At 73.8% G+C, this 16256-nt stretch carries 13 protein-coding genes; 3 read left to right on the top strand and 10 right to left on the bottom strand.

The annotated features are described in order from the left end of the window. Nucleotides 1-12: 12 nt before the first annotated feature. The 9 genes from J8M51_RS09290 to J8M51_RS09250 all read right to left on the bottom strand — a co-directional run bounded on the left by J8M51_RS09290 (nucleotide 13) and on the right by J8M51_RS09250 (nucleotide 10668). Complete coding sequence (locus J8M51_RS09290; protein ID WP_086762259.1) at nucleotides 13-804, bottom strand: class I SAM-dependent DNA methyltransferase; 792 nt, start codon at nucleotides 802-804, stop codon at nucleotides 13-15. Then, nucleotides 801-2063, bottom strand: coding sequence for an MFS transporter (locus J8M51_RS09285; protein WP_267299097.1), 1263 nt, complete (start codon nucleotides 2061-2063; stop codon nucleotides 801-803). The genes J8M51_RS09290 and J8M51_RS09285 overlap by 4 nt, the downstream gene beginning before the upstream one ends. Then, a complete protein-coding gene (locus J8M51_RS09280) occupies nucleotides 2047-3165 on the bottom strand; it encodes a dipeptide epimerase (protein ID WP_086761893.1) in 1119 nt (372 codons plus the stop codon). Before J8M51_RS09280 ends, J8M51_RS09285 begins: the two co-directional genes overlap by 17 nt. After that, a complete protein-coding gene (locus J8M51_RS09275) occupies nucleotides 3162-4274 on the bottom strand; it encodes a PLP-dependent cysteine synthase family protein (protein WP_086761895.1) in 1113 nt (370 codons plus the stop codon). Before J8M51_RS09275 ends, J8M51_RS09280 begins: the two co-directional genes overlap by 4 nt. Then, the gene (locus J8M51_RS09270; protein ID WP_107473840.1) at nucleotides 4271-5149 is read right to left on the bottom strand and encodes a Rossmann-like domain-containing protein; all 879 of its coding nucleotides are present in this window, start codon (nucleotides 5147-5149) and stop codon (nucleotides 4271-4273) included. Before J8M51_RS09270 ends, J8M51_RS09275 begins: the two co-directional genes overlap by 4 nt. A 5-nt stretch (nucleotides 5150-5154) precedes the next feature. Next, on the bottom strand, nucleotides 5155-6411 hold the full coding sequence (locus tag J8M51_RS09265; protein ID WP_179203410.1) for an ATP-grasp domain-containing protein: 1257 nt from the start codon (nucleotides 6409-6411) through the stop codon (nucleotides 5155-5157). Nucleotides 6412-6550: 139 nt separating this feature from the next. Then, nucleotides 6551-7891: a vWA domain-containing protein gene (locus J8M51_RS09260; RefSeq protein WP_086761899.1), complete on the bottom strand. Its 1341-nt coding sequence runs from the start codon at nucleotides 7889-7891 to the stop codon at nucleotides 6551-6553. After that, entirely contained in the window at nucleotides 7888-9189 is a 1302-nt protein-coding gene (locus J8M51_RS09255) for an AAA family ATPase (RefSeq protein WP_086761901.1), read from the bottom strand. The genes J8M51_RS09260 and J8M51_RS09255 overlap by 4 nt, the downstream gene beginning before the upstream one ends. A gap of 54 nt (nucleotides 9190-9243) precedes the next feature. Further along, nucleotides 9244-10668, bottom strand: coding sequence for a hypothetical protein (locus tag J8M51_RS09250; protein WP_179203411.1), 1425 nt, complete (start codon nucleotides 10666-10668; stop codon nucleotides 9244-9246). 202 nt (nucleotides 10669-10870) lie between these two features. On the opposite strand from J8M51_RS09250, the gene J8M51_RS09245 reads away from it, so the two are divergent. The 3 genes from J8M51_RS09245 (at nucleotide 10871) to J8M51_RS09235 (ending at nucleotide 15025) form a co-directional block, all read left to right on the top strand. Continuing rightward, the gene (locus tag J8M51_RS09245; RefSeq protein WP_086761903.1) at nucleotides 10871-11656 is read left to right on the top strand and encodes a cyclase family protein; all 786 of its coding nucleotides are present in this window, start codon (nucleotides 10871-10873) and stop codon (nucleotides 11654-11656) included. Further along, the gene (locus J8M51_RS09240) at nucleotides 11653-13353 is read left to right on the top strand and encodes a thiamine pyrophosphate-binding protein (RefSeq protein ID WP_267299096.1); all 1701 of its coding nucleotides are present in this window, start codon (nucleotides 11653-11655) and stop codon (nucleotides 13351-13353) included. The genes J8M51_RS09245 and J8M51_RS09240 overlap by 4 nt, the downstream gene beginning before the upstream one ends. Before the next feature lie 184 nt (nucleotides 13354-13537). Then, nucleotides 13538-15025 carry an MFS transporter gene (locus tag J8M51_RS09235; RefSeq protein WP_216587713.1) on the top strand — a complete coding sequence of 496 codons (1488 nt, stop codon included), beginning with the start codon at nucleotides 13538-13540 and terminating at the stop codon, nucleotides 15023-15025. Between the two features lie 71 nt (nucleotides 15026-15096). Here the strand turns inward: J8M51_RS09235 and J8M51_RS09230 are convergent, their stop codons facing one another. Continuing rightward, nucleotides 15097-16239 carry a GDSL-type esterase/lipase family protein gene (locus tag J8M51_RS09230; RefSeq protein WP_086761021.1) on the bottom strand — a complete coding sequence of 381 codons (1143 nt, stop codon included), beginning with the start codon at nucleotides 16237-16239 and terminating at the stop codon, nucleotides 15097-15099. Nucleotides 16240-16256: the final 17 nt, after the last annotated feature.

Here is a 16256-nt window from a genome sequence, read left to right as displayed (position 1 = left end):
GGCGATGAGGGGTCAGCGGGCCGAGGTGAGCCGCGCGACGAGGTGCAGCCGGTCCGCGTCCGTCGTGGCGCCGGGCAACCGGCCCTCCTGCCACGCCGGTTCGGTGCGCGGGCCGGGCCCGTCGTGCAGCTCCAGGACCTCGAAACCGTGCGCGGTGAGGACGTGCCGCAGCTCCTGCGGGAACAACAGCCGCCAGGCCGACCGCTGTTCGACCGCCGGTGAGCCGTCGTCCGAGGTCCAGACCCGCCTGCGGCGCAGGAGTTGGGCGGTGCGGTCCACGGTGAGGGTGGTGGTGGACCGGTGGGCGGTGCCCCGCCAGGTGAAGGAGTGGACGGCCGGGGTGTCGAGCAGGTCCGTACGCCCCAGGAAATAGGCGCCGTTGCGCATCTCTGCGACCAACAGCCCACCGGGTGCGAGACCTTGGCGGCAGGAGGCGAGGAAGGCGTCGAGCTGGGCGTTGGTGTGGCAGTACAGCAGGGAGCTGTCCAGGCAGACGACCGCGTCGAACGCCGCCCGGCCCAGGTCGAAGCCGTGCAGGTCGGCCTGTACGTACGACGGGCCGGGATGCCGGACCCGGGCGTGGGCGAGCATCGCCTCGGAGAGGTCGGCCCCGGTCACCGTACGGCCGGCGCCGTGCAGATGGGCGGCGTCCCGTCCGGTGCCGCAGCCCATGTCCAGGACCCGGGGGCCGGCCCCGTGGCGCCGCAGACAGTCCTCGGCCCAGCGTCCGGCCAGCCGCTCGGTGTCGGGGAAGCGGGCCTCGTACAGCTCGGGGTGGTCGGTGAGGAGGTTGGCGTGCGTCATGCGTCGCTCTTCTCACCGGCCGGGTCGGGGACGGCGGCCGGTGGGTCCGAGGGCAGCGCCCCCAGCCGGCGCAGCCGGGTGACGCCCGCCGCCGAGAGCAGACCGGCCACGGCGCAGCACACCCAGGGCAGCCAGGTGTGGCCGCCGCGCTCCCCGGCGTCCATGGCCCAGCCCACGAGGGTGTTGCCGAGGGCGGCGGCGATGCCCGAGACGACGTAGAAGATCCCGAAGTAGGTGCCGGTCAGCTCGGGGCGGCCGAAGCGGGGGATCAGCTCCATCACGAACGGCGAGGCGATCATGAGGCCCAGGTAGAGGAGCAGCACGCCGAGCAGGACGGGTACCGCGGCGAGCGGGCCGGAGGCGCCGAACCCCGCCCCCAGGGCCGGTGGCAGGAACGCCAGAGCCGTCACGGTGAGCCCCAGACCGATCCAACGGGCCCTGTCTCCGCGCGACTTGAGCGCCTTGGTGATGCGGAGCTGGAGCGCCAGGTTGGCGAGGGTGCCGACGAGGAAGACGAGACCGGCGGCGCCGTCCCAGCCGGTGGCCTCCCGGGCTCCGGCCGGCAGCAGCAGATAGAGCTGGTTCTCCAGCGTGAACATGCCGACCATGGCGAGGGCGAACGCCAGGAAGGCCCGGTTCCCGAGCACCTCCCGCCAGTCCCCGAGGACGTTGCCGCCGCTCGGCTCGACCGGCCGCGCGGGCAGGACGAGGGCCTGGGCGACGGTGAGGACCGCGAAGATCCCGGCGGCGGCGAGCGCGGAGGTCCGGAAGTCCACGAGCAGCAGCGCACTGCCCAGCAGCGGACCGATCAGCGCGCCCGTCGTCGCGAACACGTTGAACAGCGCGAACGCCTCCGCCTTGCGCTCCCCGGCCTCCTGCGCCAGATACGCCCGCACCGCCGGGTTGAACAGCGCCCCGGCGAGCCCGCTGAGCACCGACGCCGCCAGCAGCACCGGCAGCCCGTCGCCGAGCGCGAACAGCGCGAACCCGAGGGTCCGCAGCGCACACCCGGCGATGATCACACCCCGTGCGCCGAGCCGGTCCGAGGCGGAGCCGCCGATGATGAACAGGCCCTGCTGGCTGAGGTTGCGCACGCCCAGGACGATGCCGACGACGGCCGCCGACATGCCCAGGTTCTCGGTGAGATGGGTCGCGAGATAGGGGATCAGGAGGTAGAAGCCGATGTTGACGCCGAGCTGGTTGACCAGCAGGAGACGGACGGCGAAGGGGAAGCGGCGTATCTCATGCCATGTCTGCACGGTGTGTCTCCCCCGGTGCGTCCTCGGCCGCGTCGGCGGTCCCGTCGCCCGCCCGGTGACCCGGTCGGGGCCGAACTCCCAGTCCCGGCAGGCCGGTTGTCCGTACGTACCCGTCGGCGCCGCCGATCCCGGTCCACGGGTCGTCGGCGAGCAGGAGGTGTCCGTCGAGGTCGACCCAGCGGGCCCGGTCGGCGAGATGGACGGCCGGGGCGAGACCGAGAGAGCTGGCGGTGAGACAGCCGAGCATCAGGTCGGTGCCGCTGCCCTCGATCGTCTCGGCGATACGGAGGGCCGCGTGGACGCCCCCGCACTTGGCGAGCTTGACATTGACCCCGTGCACCCGCCCCGCCAGGCGCCGTACGTCCTCCAGGTCCACCGCGTCCTCGTCGGCGATGACCGGCAGCGGCGATCGTGCGGCGAGCACGGCCAGCGCCTCGGGATCACCCGGCGCGAGCGGCTGTTCCACGGCCTCCACACCCAGCTCCGCGAAGCGCGGCAGCAGGCCCTGTGCCTGTGCCGGGGCCCAGGCGCCGTTCGGGTCGAGAAGCAGCCGGACCCCGGGCGCGGCGTCCCGGACGACCCGTACGCGCTCCACGTCGTCCTCCGGGTCGGGCGCCCCGGCCTTGACCTTGACGATCTCGAAGCCGCTAGCGGCGAGACGGCGGGCCTCCGCCGCCGCCCGCGTCGGCGAGGTGATGCCGATGGTCCGCGCGGTCGCCGCCACCGGAGCCGCCGGAGCGCCCAGCAGCCGGTGGACGGGGCTGCCCGCCCGCTTGCCGACGAGATCGAGCAGCGCGGCACCGACGGCGGCCGTCACGGCCGGTGGCGTCTCGGGACCACCGAGCGGATCGCCCTCCCGCAGCGCCTCCGCGGCGCTCTCCGGATCACGGAAGCGGCCGAGGTCCGGGGCCACGTCCGCGAACAGCCGTCCGAGGGTGTCGGTGTCGAGTCCGTAGTAGTCGCTGGTGACGGCCTCGCCGTGGCCGGTGAGCCCGTCGTGCTCGACGGTCAGCCAGACCGCGTCGCGCGCGGACATGGTGGAGCGGGAGATGCGCAACGGCTCGGCGAGTTCGAGGCGTACGGTGCGCAGGGTGACCTTCACAGGCTCTCTTCCGAAGCGGGAATCCGGTGGGGGGTGGGGCGGGGGACCGTGAGCGGGTCGGCGACCCTGCCGCAGCGCACCCAGCCGACGGCCTCGGCCGCGCCGGGATGCGGGATCTCCACGGGCCGGGCGGCGGCGGAGGCCGGGTCGAGGCCGTGGGCGGCGGCGAAGTCGTCGTCGTAGACGCTGCCGAGGTAGCGGTGCGGGCCGTCCGGGAAGACCGTGGCGACGACGGCGCCCGGATGGACGCGGGCAGCCCAGGCGGCGACCAGCGCGACCGCGCCGGTGCTCCAGCCGCCGCTGACGAAGCTGCCCCGGGCCAGCCGCCGGCAGCTGTCGACGGCCTCCGCCGGGCCCACCCAGTGCACCTCGTCGAACGCGTCGTAGGCCACGTTGCGCGGATGGATGCTGCTGCCGAGACCGCGCATCAGCCGCGGCCGGGCCGGCTGGCCGAAGATCGTCGAGCCGGTGGAGTCGACGCCGATCAGCCGCAGGCCGGGCCAGTGCCGCCGCAGCGGACCGATGACGCCCGCGCTGTGACCGCCGGTGCCCACGCTGCACACCAGGATGTCCAAGTGGTCCAGCTGGACGGCGAGTTCGGCGGCCAGCGAGGCGTAACCGGCGGTGTTGTCGGGGTTGTTGTACTGGTCGGGCCAGTACGCGCCCGGCAGCACGGCCAGCAGCTCCCGCAGCCGTGCGAGCCGTGCCGCCTGCCAGCCGCCGAGGGGCGCCGGACGGTCCACCAGCTCCAGTCGTACGCCGTGGGAGCGGAGCAACTGCCGCATGGACGGCTCCAGTTCACTGTCACCGACCAGCACGACGGGATGGCCGAGGGCCTGTCCCGCGAACGCCAGGCCGATGCCCAGCGTGCCGGAGGTCGACTCCACCACCGGTGCTCCGGGCCGCAGTTCACCGCGTTCCCGGGCGCCCAGCAGCATGGACACGGCGGCCCGCGCCTTCATCCCGCCCGCCGCGAGGCCCTCCAGCTTGGCCCAGAACCCCGGCTGCGGACCGGGCAGTTCGGCGGTGATGCGCGCGAGCGGCGTCCGTCCGACGAGGGCCAGCAGCTCCGGCCGGGCGACGGGCCGCAGGACGGTCGGCGAGGTCATCGGCCACCGCCCGACGCACGGCCGTCCAGGTGGTAGCGGTGCAGTGTGCCCGCCCCCGCGTCCAGCCAGAAGAAGGGGTACGGCTCCGCGCACACCGCGCTCACCCCGTGCCCGAGGAACCGGGGCAGGACCGCGCTGCCCGTCTGCGCGAACATCACCAACTGCTTGCCGTGCGCCAGCGCGTGCCGCCGCAACGGTTCGAAGCTGCCGTTGCCCAGCGTCATCCCGGAGACCAGCAGTGCGTCACAGCGGTCGGCCGCCGCGAGCGCGTCGGTGACGATGTCCTCGCCCCACTCGGTGACCCCGCCCTTGAGATCGCAGGGCGCGTAGCGAAGCTCCCGTGAACGCAGCGCCTCCAGAAGGGAGTTGACGACCCCGACGACGAGCACGGTCGCGCCCGCCGGCAGTCCGAGCAGCTCGACGACGGCGTGCGCCCGCGCCCGGGACTTCTCCAGCGACGTACCGGCCGGCAGCGGGAAGGGCCGTGCCCCGTTCTCCGGGACGTGCGGGGCGACATGCATCAGATAGGCGTCCAGCGCGGCCACCCGCACCGGGAGCAGTGGATGTGCCAGGAGCCGGGCGACATCGGCGCCCACGCAGTCGTCGATCGCCGCGTCCGGGAGGGCGCCCGGCTCCACCGCGCAGGACCCCACGGCACCGGCGAGACGCAGACTCAGCACCTCGTTTCGATAGCCGGTGCCCCGCCCGTCGTGCCGTACGGCCTGGCGCGTCACGAACGCCACCGCGATCCGCAGCGCCGCCGGGTCCGGGCCGAGTTCACCCGCGCGGACGTGCTCCACCAGTTCCTCGTGCGAGAGGTGTCCGTGCGCGGGGCGCTCGTACGGGGCGGCCGCCGCCGGGGCCACCCGCGTCACGGCGGTCACCGGATCACCAGCCCGGAGCGCAGCTCGGCCACCAGTGTCTCGACCCGCTCACGCGCGCCCGGTCCGGCCGGGTCGCCGGCCATGACATGGCCGAGGTACTCGTTGTTGCTGCCCGCCGATCTGACCGGCCGCCCGGGTTCGGCGAGCTGGAGCTCCAACACGCCTTCCTCATCGGCGAGGTGACCGCCGTCCAGCGCTTCGAGCGTCCCCGACGTCTCCGGTACCAGGAAGCCGACGGCGGCGCTGCGCAGCCCGGTCTCCCGGCGCCGCAGATCGGGTTGCCGGCCGAGGGCGACCTCGACGGCCGCCGCCGCGAGATCGATACCGGTGACATGGCGGACCAGCTCGGTGATCCGGTTGCCGGCGGGCCGGGGGTTCACCTCGACCACGCGCGGACCGTCCGGGGTCAGCTTGATCTCGGTGTGCGCCACGACGCCGTCGGTCAGCCCGAGCGCCTTGAGCGCGCCCCGCGCGGTCTGCTCGGCGGCCTCCGTGTCGGCGGCCGACAGCGCGGCGGGGAACATGTGCCCGGTCTCGACGAACGCGGGCGCCCCGCCGACGCTCTTGTCGGTCACGCCCACGACATGCACGGCTCCGGCGTACGACACCGTCTCGACGCTCACCTCGGGTCCGGTCAGCAGCTCTTCGAGGAGCACGGCGGGCACCCGTCGCTGCCCGCGCGCGTTCAGCGGGAAGTCGGCCAACGCCCGTACGGCGGCGGTGAGTTCGGTCTCGTTGTCCACGCGGCGGACGTACATGCCCGCACACAGGTCGACGGGTTTCACGACCAGCGGATAGCCGATCTCCCGGGCGGCCCGGGCGAGGTCGGCCCACTCCTCGTGCAGGGCGAAGCGGGGGCCGGGCACATCGGCGTCGGCGAGGACCCGACGGGTGGCGTCCTTGCGGCAGGCGTCCGCCACGGCCTGCGGGCCCGGCCCGGGGAGCCCGAGGTGTCCGGCGATCCGGGCCACCGTCGGCAGGTAGTAGTCGCAGGACGAGACGACCCCGTCGAAGCCGAACACCGTGTGCAGGCGGTCCACCTCCGGCAGGAGGGTGTCGACGTCGTTGGTGTCGGCCGTGACGACGTTCCGCGCGCCGAGCAGCGGGTGGGCCGTGCCCTCGGGGGCGGAGCGCAGATAGTGGTGCAGGTCGCGGGTGAGGAACGTGAACTCGTGACCGCCCTCCCGGATGGCCCGTGGGAGCAGCCTGCTCATCGATCCGACCCAGCTCTCGACCACCAACAGATGAGCCACGGCTCCCCTTTTCGTGCGGTGCGTTCAGGCGTCAGGGCAGCCCGACGACACCTCGACAAGGAGGTGCCCGGGTTGACATGTGCACCTTATCGATAATCGTTTTCATTGTCATGTTGGGGGGAGTGTGGGAGGCAGGTGCCTACCCGATCTGCACCACGCGGGCCCAGTCGGGCGGGTAGTCCGGTACGTAGTCGGGGTCGTCCTCGTCATAGGTGCTGTGCTGGTGGTGCCGGGGGAACAGCCCCACCACGGTCCGGCACGGCGGCCGGCTGCTCGGCCAGGGGGTCTGGCCGTCGGTGAGGGCGACGATGACATCGGGCCGGGGGTGGCTGCGCAGCGCCTTGGCGAAGCCGGCGCGGAGGTTCGTACCGCCGCCGCCCATCAGCGGGATGCCCTCGGCCCGGCACAGCGGGTGGGCGATGCGGGCCGCCGCGTCGCACGGGACGACGGTGACGAGATCACGCCGGCCGCCCACGGCACGCGAGATCGCCGCGACCTCCAGCAGCGCGCTGCCCAGTTCCGCGTCGCTCACCGACCCGGAGGTGTCGATGATCACGGAGACATGCGGGGGCCGGCGCCGCAGACTCGGCAGCACCGCGCCCGGCACACCGGCCGAGCGCCGCGACGGCCGGCCGTAGCTGTAGTCCTCCCCCGCGCCGGGCGCGGAGGCCGCCGACCGGACCGCCGCGCCCAGCAACGCCCGCCACGGCTGCGGCGGATGGAACGCCTCCTCCGCCCAGCGCCGCCAGCCCTCGGGCGCGGACCCCGGGCGGCCGGTGATCCCCTGCGCCACCCGGAACCGCACCGCGTCCCGTTCCTGCTCGCTCAGGCCGTGCGCCCCGTCCGGCCCCAACTCCCAGTCACGCTCCAGACCGTCGGCGCCACTGCCGCAGTCCAGCCACGCCAACTCCACGGTCCGGGAACCGAGTTGGAACTGCCGCAGATAGTCCTCCATCAACTGCCCCGTGGGCAGGTTCAGGAACGCCGGCTCCACGACCCCCTCGGGCTTGACCAGCCCGTCGCCGAACACGTCGTCGTTGATCTCGCAGTCGGCGGCGATGTTCATCCGCAGCCGCTCACCGGGCCCGGTCAGCCCTCGCTCCTCGGCGACCCGGTCGCTGCGCCCGTGATGGTCGCGCAGCAGATGGGACACCTCGTGCACCCACACCCCGGCCAGCTCCTCCACCGGCGTACGGTCCACGAAGCGGGGGGAGACATAGCACCGCCAGTACCGGTCCACCCCCATCGTGGGCACCTGCCGGGACTCGACGGTGTGCAGCGCGAACAACGCCGTCGCGAGATAGGGGCGGGCCCGCGCGGCCTGCAGCCGGGCGGCGAAGAGCTTGTCGTAGTCGAGCGTCGGGGTGCCAGGTGCGCGAGGTGCGGCCGGTGCACCCACTGCGCCCGGTGCACCCGCCGTGTCCGGTGGGCCTGGTGTGCCGGCGCTCACCGTCGCGTTCGGGCTCGTGGGGGCGCTCATCGGCGAGGCCTCGTCGCCGCCTTGGCGCGGGCCGCCGCCTCGTCCGCGCGTCGGGACAGGGTGACGACTCCGGCGAGGTTCTCGATCGCCGCCGGAACGTCCCAGTCGTCGCGGCGCAGCGAGGCGAGCGTCGTCGCGGGGACGACCACCAGGTCAGGGGCGCCGGTCTCCAGCGCCCGGACCAGCAGTGCCCAGGCCGCGTCCCAGCGCTCCCTCTCCGGGCGGGCCCGGACCGCCGCCACCACGCCGTCGAGCACCGCCTGCCGCAGATCTCCGCGCTGCGGCAGTTCCGCCGCCGTCGGGTCGGCGAGCAGCACCTCGGGATCAGGGAGGTCCAGCCGGTCCAGACTCGCCAGCAGCTCAAGGCCCGGACCGTCCCCCACGGTGCCCCTGACCAACAGGGACAGCACATCGCGCGAGACCCCGGAGGCGGTCGCGAAGGCGATGAGGTGCAGCGACATCTCCCAGCTCCGGGGCGACGGCCACGGCCCGCCCCGCCGGGTCTCGCTGCCGGGCAGCTGATGCACGAGCTTGGGGCGCGCGGCCAGCAGTGTGCAGACCGCCCGCCGGGCGAACTCCACCGCCTCCGACAGCCGCTCCGGCGCGAGCCGCGGCAGGGTGGCGCGCGGCCAGGTCCCGCCGAGACCCCGTACGACCACCTCGTGGTCGTGGGCCCACTGCAGGTGCACGAACCGGTTGGCCAGCGGCGGGCTCAGTTCCCAGCCGTCGGCCGCCGAGGACCGTGGGTTGGCGGCGGCCACGATCCGTACGCCGGGCGGCAGTCGGAGCGCGCCGATCCTGCGCTCCAGCACGAGCCGCAGCAGCGCGGCCTGGACGGCGGGCGGCGCCGTCGACAGCTCGTCCAGGAACAGCAGCCCCCGGCCCGCCCGCACCAGCCGCACCGCCCAGTCCGGCGGAGCCATCGGCACGCCCTGCTCGGCCGGGTCGTCCCCGACGATCGGCAGCCCCGAGAAGTCGGACGGCTCGTGCACGCTGGCGATCACGGTCGTCAGCGGAAGGTCCAGGGCGGTGGCGAGCTGGGTCAGTGCCGCGGTCTTGCCGATGCCCGGCTCGCCCCACAGCAGTACGGGCAGATCCGCGGCCACGGCGAGGGTCAGCGCCTCCAGCTGGGTGTCGGGGCGGGGTTCGGTGGTCGTGGTGCGCAGCAGGCTCAACAGGGCGCCCGCTGTGTCGAGTTGGGAGACGGGGGAGGGGTCGGTTCCCTCGGCGCCACCGGTGTCAGTGGTGTCGGCTTCGGTGAGGACGGTGGGCAGGGCGAACGGCGTACATGTGGGCATATTCGATCACCTTGGGGTGTGTGGTGGAGTGCGCTGAGACGAGTGAGGGCGCGATCAGAAGAAGGTCGCGACGCGGGGGCGGCGCTGCCGGGAAGGGCGGCGTCCCCCGTTGGAACGGACCCGGTCACGGGTGAGGTCGGTGAGGCCGGCCCGGTAGAGGCCGTAGGCGATCCGCCGCTGGGCCGCCGACTCCAGCTCGTCCCGCAGCGCGCCGTCCCGCAGGACCGCCTCGGGGCCGAGGAGCCCTTCGACGACGGCCAGCGCACCGGCGATGTCCCCGTGGTCCAGTCGTTCGCGGACGCCGGAGAGACAGTCCGGGCGGCGGTGTGCCTCGTCGATGGCCCGCAGACAGGGCAGGGGGGTGCCGGTCAGCTCGACCAGCAGTTCCTCCCGCCGGAGTTGGGCCGGGTCATGGTCCAGGGCGACCAGTACGCCGTCGACCAGGCCGATCCGGTGCCGCTCTCCCCGGCACTCCACGATCCGCGGCTGTCCCGCCCGGTCCGGCGGCTCGGCCGGGCCCGCCCGCACCTGGTCCGGCACCAACGCCGACGCGACCAGCGGATGCAGCCGGTCGGCATCGACCGCCCCGGCCCGGATCAGCTCCAGATCGGGCGCCAGCCAGGTCGCGGCGTCGGGCAGCACCGGCAGCGACCCGACGGCACCGTCGTCACCGGAGAGGGGTGTGATCCGCAAGGAGGTCGGGGCGGTGCCGAGGTCCAGCAGGAGCCGGCGCCGGGCGCCGTACCGTACGAGCACGGTCCCGGAGGACCGCCCCTCGGCGCGCAGCACGATCGCGGCCTCGTCCGCCCACCGTTCGACGGCGCAGCCACGCCCGGAGGCCACGAGCGCCGGATCGTCAGGCCCAAGCCGGCCCGCCCCGGCCTCGTACGACCGTGGCGGGACCGGTCCCGGGCGGTCCGCCCCGGAGCGGAGCCGTAGTTCGGCCGCCCTGCGCGCGTCCCACAGATGGCGATGCAGGTCGAGCCGGTACCGGCGGCTCGGGCGGGGGTGGGGATGCCCGCGGGCACCGTTGCCGGTCAGGGACCCGTCGCGGGACCCGTCCCACAGGGCGAGGCCGATCCGCTGGCCGGCGTCGGCCCAGGCGGGCGGGGTCCGGGCCACGAGGTGCACGGGATGCGGTCCGGCACGCCCCGCCGCCCGATAGCGGGCCAGTGTGACGGTGAGCCCCGGACGCAGCAGCCCGTCGGGAGCGATCCTCGGCATGTGCCAGCGCAGCAGATCCGGGGCCAAGTGCCGCAGATCGTCGCGGACTTGGGATGTCAGCTCACGGCCGTGACGGCTCGTCACGGCACGCAGGCCGAGATCGAGGTCGATACCCGCGGCGGCGCATGCCCCGGCCCAGTCGCCGACGGCACGGCGCGCGGTCGCGGTCTCGATCATGGAGGGTGGCACGGCGAACTCGCGCACACGTGCCCAGAAGGAAAGCCGGGAGTCCTCGTTCGCGTGATCGGTGAGCATCAGCACTCACCTTGCGCGGACGGGACCCCCGATCTGTCGAGGGAGGAAGTAGTCATCGCGGTGAGCGTAACGGCGCCCGCGCCGATCCCGCATCCGGTTTTCGATCTGGTGCGTGTGCGCCCCCGGTGACACCCTGGGCGGGCCCGCAGACCGGACGGGCCCGCGGACGCGCGTCCGCGTCGATCGTCCCCGGAGGCCCGCCATGACCCAGCCGTCCGTCCTCGCCGCCCTGGTGTCCGGGATGCGCGGTGGCGCGATCGAGGTCGTGGACCTCACCTCGCCGCTGTCGTCATCGACGCCGGTGATCCAACTGCCGCCGGAGTTCGGCCAGACCCAGGTGTTCGAGCTGGCGGAGATCAGCCGCTACGACGACCGGGGTCCGGCCTGGTACTGGAACAACTTCCGCAGCGGCGAGCACACCGGTACCCACTTCGACGCCCCCGTCCACTGGGTCACCGGAAAGGACCTCGACGACGTGGCGTCCGTACCGGCGCGACGGCTGATCGCGCCGGTGGCCGTGCTCGACTTCGCCGAACAGGCGGCGGCCGACCCGGACTTCCTTGTGGAGGTCGGCCACATCAAGGCCTGGGAGGCGGACAACGGCCCCCTGCCCGACGGCGGTTGGCTGTTCCTGCGCACCGGCTGGGACGCCCGCGGCCACTCCCAGGAGACGTTCCTCAACGCGGACGGCGGTGGCCCGCACACGCCCGGCCTGGCACCGGAGTGCGCGCGCTGGGTGGCCGAGGAGACCCCGGTGATCGGACTCGGTGTGGAGACCGTCGGCACCGACGCCGGACGCGCGCACTCCTTCGACCCGCCGTTCCCCTGCCACTCCTACTTCCTCGGCAACGGCAAGTACGGCCTGACCCAGCTCCGCAATCTGGACGCGCTGCCGCCGACCGGCGCCGTCGTCATCGCCGGGCCCCTGCCCATCGTCGCCGGATCCGGGGCGCCCGCGCGCGTGCTCGCCCTGGTGGAGCGCTCATGAAGGTCGCCGAGGCCGTCGGCCGGGCTCTCCACGCGTCCGGCGTCGACCATGTCTTCGGCGTGGTCGGGTCCGGCAACTTCCATCTCACCAACGCGCTGGTCGCGGCCGGCGCCCGCTTCGTCGCCGCGCGCCACGAGGGTGGCGCGGCGACGATGGCCGACGCCTACGCCCGCACGACCGGAGGCATCGCCGGTCTCAGCGTCCACCAGGGCCCCGGCCTGACGAACGCCGTCACGGGTGTCGCCGAGGCCGCCAAGAGCCGCACCCCGCTGCTCGTCCTGGCGGCCGAGGTCACCCGGCCGCACTCCAACTTCCACATCGACCAGGACGCGCTGGCCCGGGCGGTGGGCGCGGAGACGGCCCGGGTGACCTCGGCGGCGACGGCGGTGGAGGAGGCCTGCGAGGCCGTCCGCCGCGCGCTGCACGACCGGCGGACGGTCCTCCTCAACCTGCCCCTGGAGGTGCAGGCCCTGGAGGTCCCCGAAGCCGGTACGCCGTCCGTCGTCGCCCCGCCGCCCCCGCGCGTGCCCGTCGCACCCGACCCGGCCGAAGTAGCCGCCCTGGCAAGCGAGTTGCGCAGGTCCCGGCGCCCCGTGTTCGTGGCCGGCCGGGGCGCCCGCACCCCCGGCGCCCGCGACGCGCTCACCGCCCTCGCCGACCGTCACGGCGCCCTCCTCGCCACCTCGGCGGTCGCGCACGGCCTCTTCCACCACAGCCCCTGGTCCCTCGGCATCTCCGGCGGCTTCGCCTCCCCCCTCACCGCCGAACTCATCCGGGGCGCCGACCTGATCGTCGGCTGGGGCTGCGCCCTGAACATGTGGACGACGCGCCACGGCACCCTCATCGCCCCCGGCACCACCGTCGTCCAGATCGACGACGACCCCACCGCACCGGGCCGCCACCGCCCGATCCACGCGTCCGTGACCGGAGACGTGGAACTCACGGCCCGGCACGCCCTCGCGGAAGCCGACAGGGACGGGGAAGCCGGGGACGGGAACGCCGCTGCCGGGGGCACCGCCGGCACCCGGACGTCCCCGGAGGGCTACCGCACCCCCGCCACCGAAGCCGCCCTCGCCGCCCGCGTCCGGTGGCGGGACGTGCCGTACGAGGACGAGGGGGACGAGGAGCGCATCGACCCGCGCACGCTGACCATCGCCCTCGACGACATCCTCCCCGCGGAGCGGGTGGTCGGCGTGGACTCCGGCAACTTCATGGGGCACCCCAGCGCCTATCTCTCGGTCCCGGACCACCAGGGCTTCTGCTTCACCCAGGCCTTCCAGTCCATCGGCCTCGGCCTCGCCACCACCATCGGCGCGGCCCTCGCCCGACCCGACCGCCTCCCCGTGGCCGCCCTCGGTGACGGCGGCTTCCTGATGAGCGCCGTCGAACTGGACACCGTAGGGCGCCTCGGTCTGCCCATGGTGGTCGTCGTCTACGACGACGAGTCCTACGGCGCCGAGGTCCACCACTTCGGCCCCGCCGGCCACCCCCTGGACACGGTCACCTTCCCCCCGGCCGACCTCGCCGCCCTGGCCCGCGGCTACGGCTTCGACGCCACCACCGTCCGCACCCCCGCCGACCTCGCCCCCCTCCGCCACTGGCTCACCGGCCCCCGCACGACCCCCTTCCTCCTCGACGCCAAGGTCACCCGCGGCCACGGCGCCTGGTGGCTGGAGGAGGCGTTCCGGGGGCACTGAGCGCGCCGGGGGCACCGGCATTCGAGTGGTGACGCCCAGGGCACCGGCGTACGGTCGAACAGTGAACGCGGCGGTGGACGGAACCGTTCACCGGAATCTGCCTTTGCGATACGCCATGAGCAACCCTCAGCCGAGCTCCCCAGCGCACACCACCACCTCGGAATCAGGTGGTGGTGGAAGTGCGATGGCGCTGTTCGTCATCGCGTCCTGTCAGTTGATGGTGGTCCTGGACATCACCATCGTGAACATCGCGCTGCCGGACATCCAGCGGTCGCTGGACTTCTCGACGACGAGCCTGGCGTGGGTGGTCAACGCGTACACGCTGACCTTCGGCGGACTGCTGCTGCTGGGCGGTCGGGCCGGTGACATCCTCGGCCGGCGGCGGGTGTTCGTCTTCGGTGTGCTGCTGTTCGTGCTGGCCTCGCTGCTCGGCGGTCTCGCCCAGAACGCGGGCCAACTCCTCGCCGCGCGCGCCCTCCAGGGCGTCGGCGGCGCCATCGCGTCCCCGACGTCCCTCGCGCTGATCAGTACGACGTTCCGTGAAGGCCCGGAACGCAACCGGGCGTTCGGGGTGTTCGCGGCGGTCTCGGCGGGCGGCGGCGCGATCGGACTGCTCGCGGGCGGCATCCTCGTGGAGTGGCTGAACTGGCGGTGGGTGCTGTTCGTCAACGTGCCGATCGGACTGCTGATCGTGCTGGCGACCCCCCGCTGGATCAAGGAGTCCCAGCGCCACCCCGGTCACTTCGACATCACCGGCGCCCTGACCTCCACCCTCGGCATGGTGCTCCTGGTGTACGGGTTCATCCGGGCCGCGCAGGAGGGCTGGCGGGACGGGCTGACCCTGGCGTCGTTCGCCGGGGCCGTGGTACTGCTCGTGGCGTTCGTCCTGGTCGAGCGGAGATCCCGACAGCCGATCACCCCGCTGCACATGTTCGCCGACCGCAACCGCGCGGGCACCTACGGGATCATGCTGTGCCTGGCCGCGGCGATCTTCGGCATGTTCTTCTTCCTGACGCTCTACACCCAGGACGTCCTCGACTTCAGCCCGCTGGCCACCGGGTTCGCGTTCCTGCCGGTCAGCGCGGTCATCGCGGTCGGTGCCGGACTGACCTCACGGTTCCTGCCCGTGTACGGGCCCAAACCGTTCATGGTGGTGGGCGCGATCCTCGCGGCGGCCGGCCTGAGCTGGCTGACACTCACCGACGTCCACTCCACCTACGCCGGCAGCGTCCTCGGCCCGATGCTCGTCTTCAGCCTCGGCATGGGCATGGAGTTCGTGGCCCTGACCCTGATGGCGCTCTCCGACGTCCCCGCCCCCGAGACCGGCGCGGCCTCCGGGCTCCTCAACGCCACACAGCAGGTGGGCGGTTCACTGGGCCTGTCCATCCTCGTGACCATGTACGGCACGGCCAGCACCAACGAGGCCGAGAAGCAGATCCCGGCCTTCCTGTCCCAGGCGACGCCCGCCGAGCGCCTGGAATTCCGGCGGACCGGGCAGCTTCCGTCGCCCTGGTCCGACGAGGTGCTCACCGCGGGCGTCTCGGCCGCCTTCGTCATGGCCGCCATCTTCACCGTCGTCGCCGCCCTGATCGCCGTACTGGCCATCCAGGTGAGGCCGTCCGACCTGGAGCGGCTGAAGGGCGGGGCGGGCCCCGGCGCGCCACCCGGCTGAGACCCGCCCCGCCGGGCGGGCAGCCGGGCCGCCCGCCCGTCACGCCGGGCCGCCCGTCCGTCACCCGGTCGTCATGAGGAGGCCGCCGCCCGAGCCGCGCACCCGACCGTCGCCGACGGCGTGCCGGCCGACGCGGGCGTCGTGGCGACGAACCCGAACGTGGTGCTCGCGCCGGGGGCGAGCGTGCCGTTCCAGGAGGCGGCGGTGACGGTGACGGTGCCGTCGGCCGCCGTGGTCGAGGTCCCGTTCCAGACCTGGGTGAGACGCGCCCCGGCAGCCGGTACGACGGTCACGGTCCACCCCGAGACGGCGGACGCGGACGTGTTGGTGACCGTCACCTCGCCCTGGTAGCCGCCCTGCCAGACATTGGTGGCCCGGAAGACCGCGCCGCACACGGGCTGACCGCCACCGGGGTCGCCCGGATCCCCGGGGTCACCGGGATCCCCCGGCACCCCCGCGTCCAGCACCGCGCTCAGCGCCGGATACCAGCGGGCGGCGATCTTGTCGTCCCCGGCGGCGTTCGGATGGACCCCGTCGTAGGTGTCGGTCGCCGTGCTGAACCCCGTCCACTGGTCGACGACGGTCACCGGTGAGGCGGCGGTGCTCGTGGCCCGCGCCCAGTCGGGGATGCGGGCGTTGAAGTCGACGACGCGCTGCGCGCAGCCCGTACAACTGCCGGGGTTCATGGGGATGAGTTGCGCGACGAGGATCCGCATGCCCGGGTCGGAGGCCCGCATCTGCCCGACCAGCTTGGTGTAGGCGGCGAGGATGCGGTCGGGGGCGATGCCGCTCCACACGTCGTTCGTGCCGAAGTGCATGACGACGACGTCCGGGCGCGTCGCGGCGAGCCGGGCGGGCAGCAGGTTCTGGTCGGCGGCATTGGTCACCAACTCGCCGCCGTGGCCCTCGTTGTCGCCGTCGTGCGCCTGCCCGCAGCCCTGTGGGCCGAGCGTGCCGACGAAGTCGATGTCCGTGTGGCCGGCGCTCTGGAGCCGGTTCCACAGCACCGCCCGCCAGCAGCCGGGCGAGCCGGTGATCGAGTCGCCGAGCGGCATGATGCGCACGGGCGCCGCGGCCCTCGCCCCGGCGGCCGGGGCCGTCGTCGCCGTGGCGGAGGCGGCCGGCGCGAAGGTGAGCCCGAAGGGCAGCAGCAGGGCGAGCAGGAGGCCGAGCAGCGGCAGGCGCCGCAGGCGCGGGTGAGGAGGTCTGCGCACGATGGTCCCTTCCCCAG

The organism is Streptomyces griseiscabiei, from assembly GCF_020010925.1.
Taxonomy (GTDB): domain Bacteria; phylum Actinomycetota; class Actinomycetes; order Streptomycetales; family Streptomycetaceae; genus Streptomyces; species Streptomyces griseiscabiei.
The sequence above is the reverse complement of the archived record's forward strand: the minus strand, read 5'-3'. Positions and strand labels throughout refer to the sequence as shown.

Excerpts from the sequence above, each read along its gene's own strand:
- J8M51_RS09290 (WP_086762259.1), bottom strand. The coding sequence starts at position 804 with ATGACGCACGCCAACCTCCTCACCGACCACCCCGAGCTGTACGAGGCC.
- J8M51_RS09275 (WP_086761895.1), bottom strand. The coding sequence starts at position 4,274 with ATGACCTCGCCGACCGTCCTGCGGCCCGTCGCCCGGCCGGAGCTGCTG.
- J8M51_RS09260 (WP_086761899.1), bottom strand. The coding sequence starts at position 7,891 with ATGAGCGCCCCCACGAGCCCGAACGCGACGGTGAGCGCCGGCACACCA.
- J8M51_RS09255 (WP_086761901.1), bottom strand. The coding sequence starts at position 9,189 with ATGCCCACATGTACGCCGTTCGCCCTGCCCACCGTCCTCACCGAAGCC.
- J8M51_RS09250 (WP_179203411.1), bottom strand. The coding sequence starts at position 10,668 with ATGCTCACCGATCACGCGAACGAGGACTCCCGGCTTTCCTTCTGGGCA.
- J8M51_RS09245 (WP_086761903.1), top strand. The coding sequence starts at position 10,871 with ATGACCCAGCCGTCCGTCCTCGCCGCCCTGGTGTCCGGGATGCGCGGT.
- J8M51_RS09240 (WP_267299096.1), top strand. The coding sequence starts at position 11,653 with ATGAAGGTCGCCGAGGCCGTCGGCCGGGCTCTCCACGCGTCCGGCGTC.
- J8M51_RS09235 (WP_216587713.1), top strand. The coding sequence starts at position 13,538 with ATGGCGCTGTTCGTCATCGCGTCCTGTCAGTTGATGGTGGTCCTGGAC.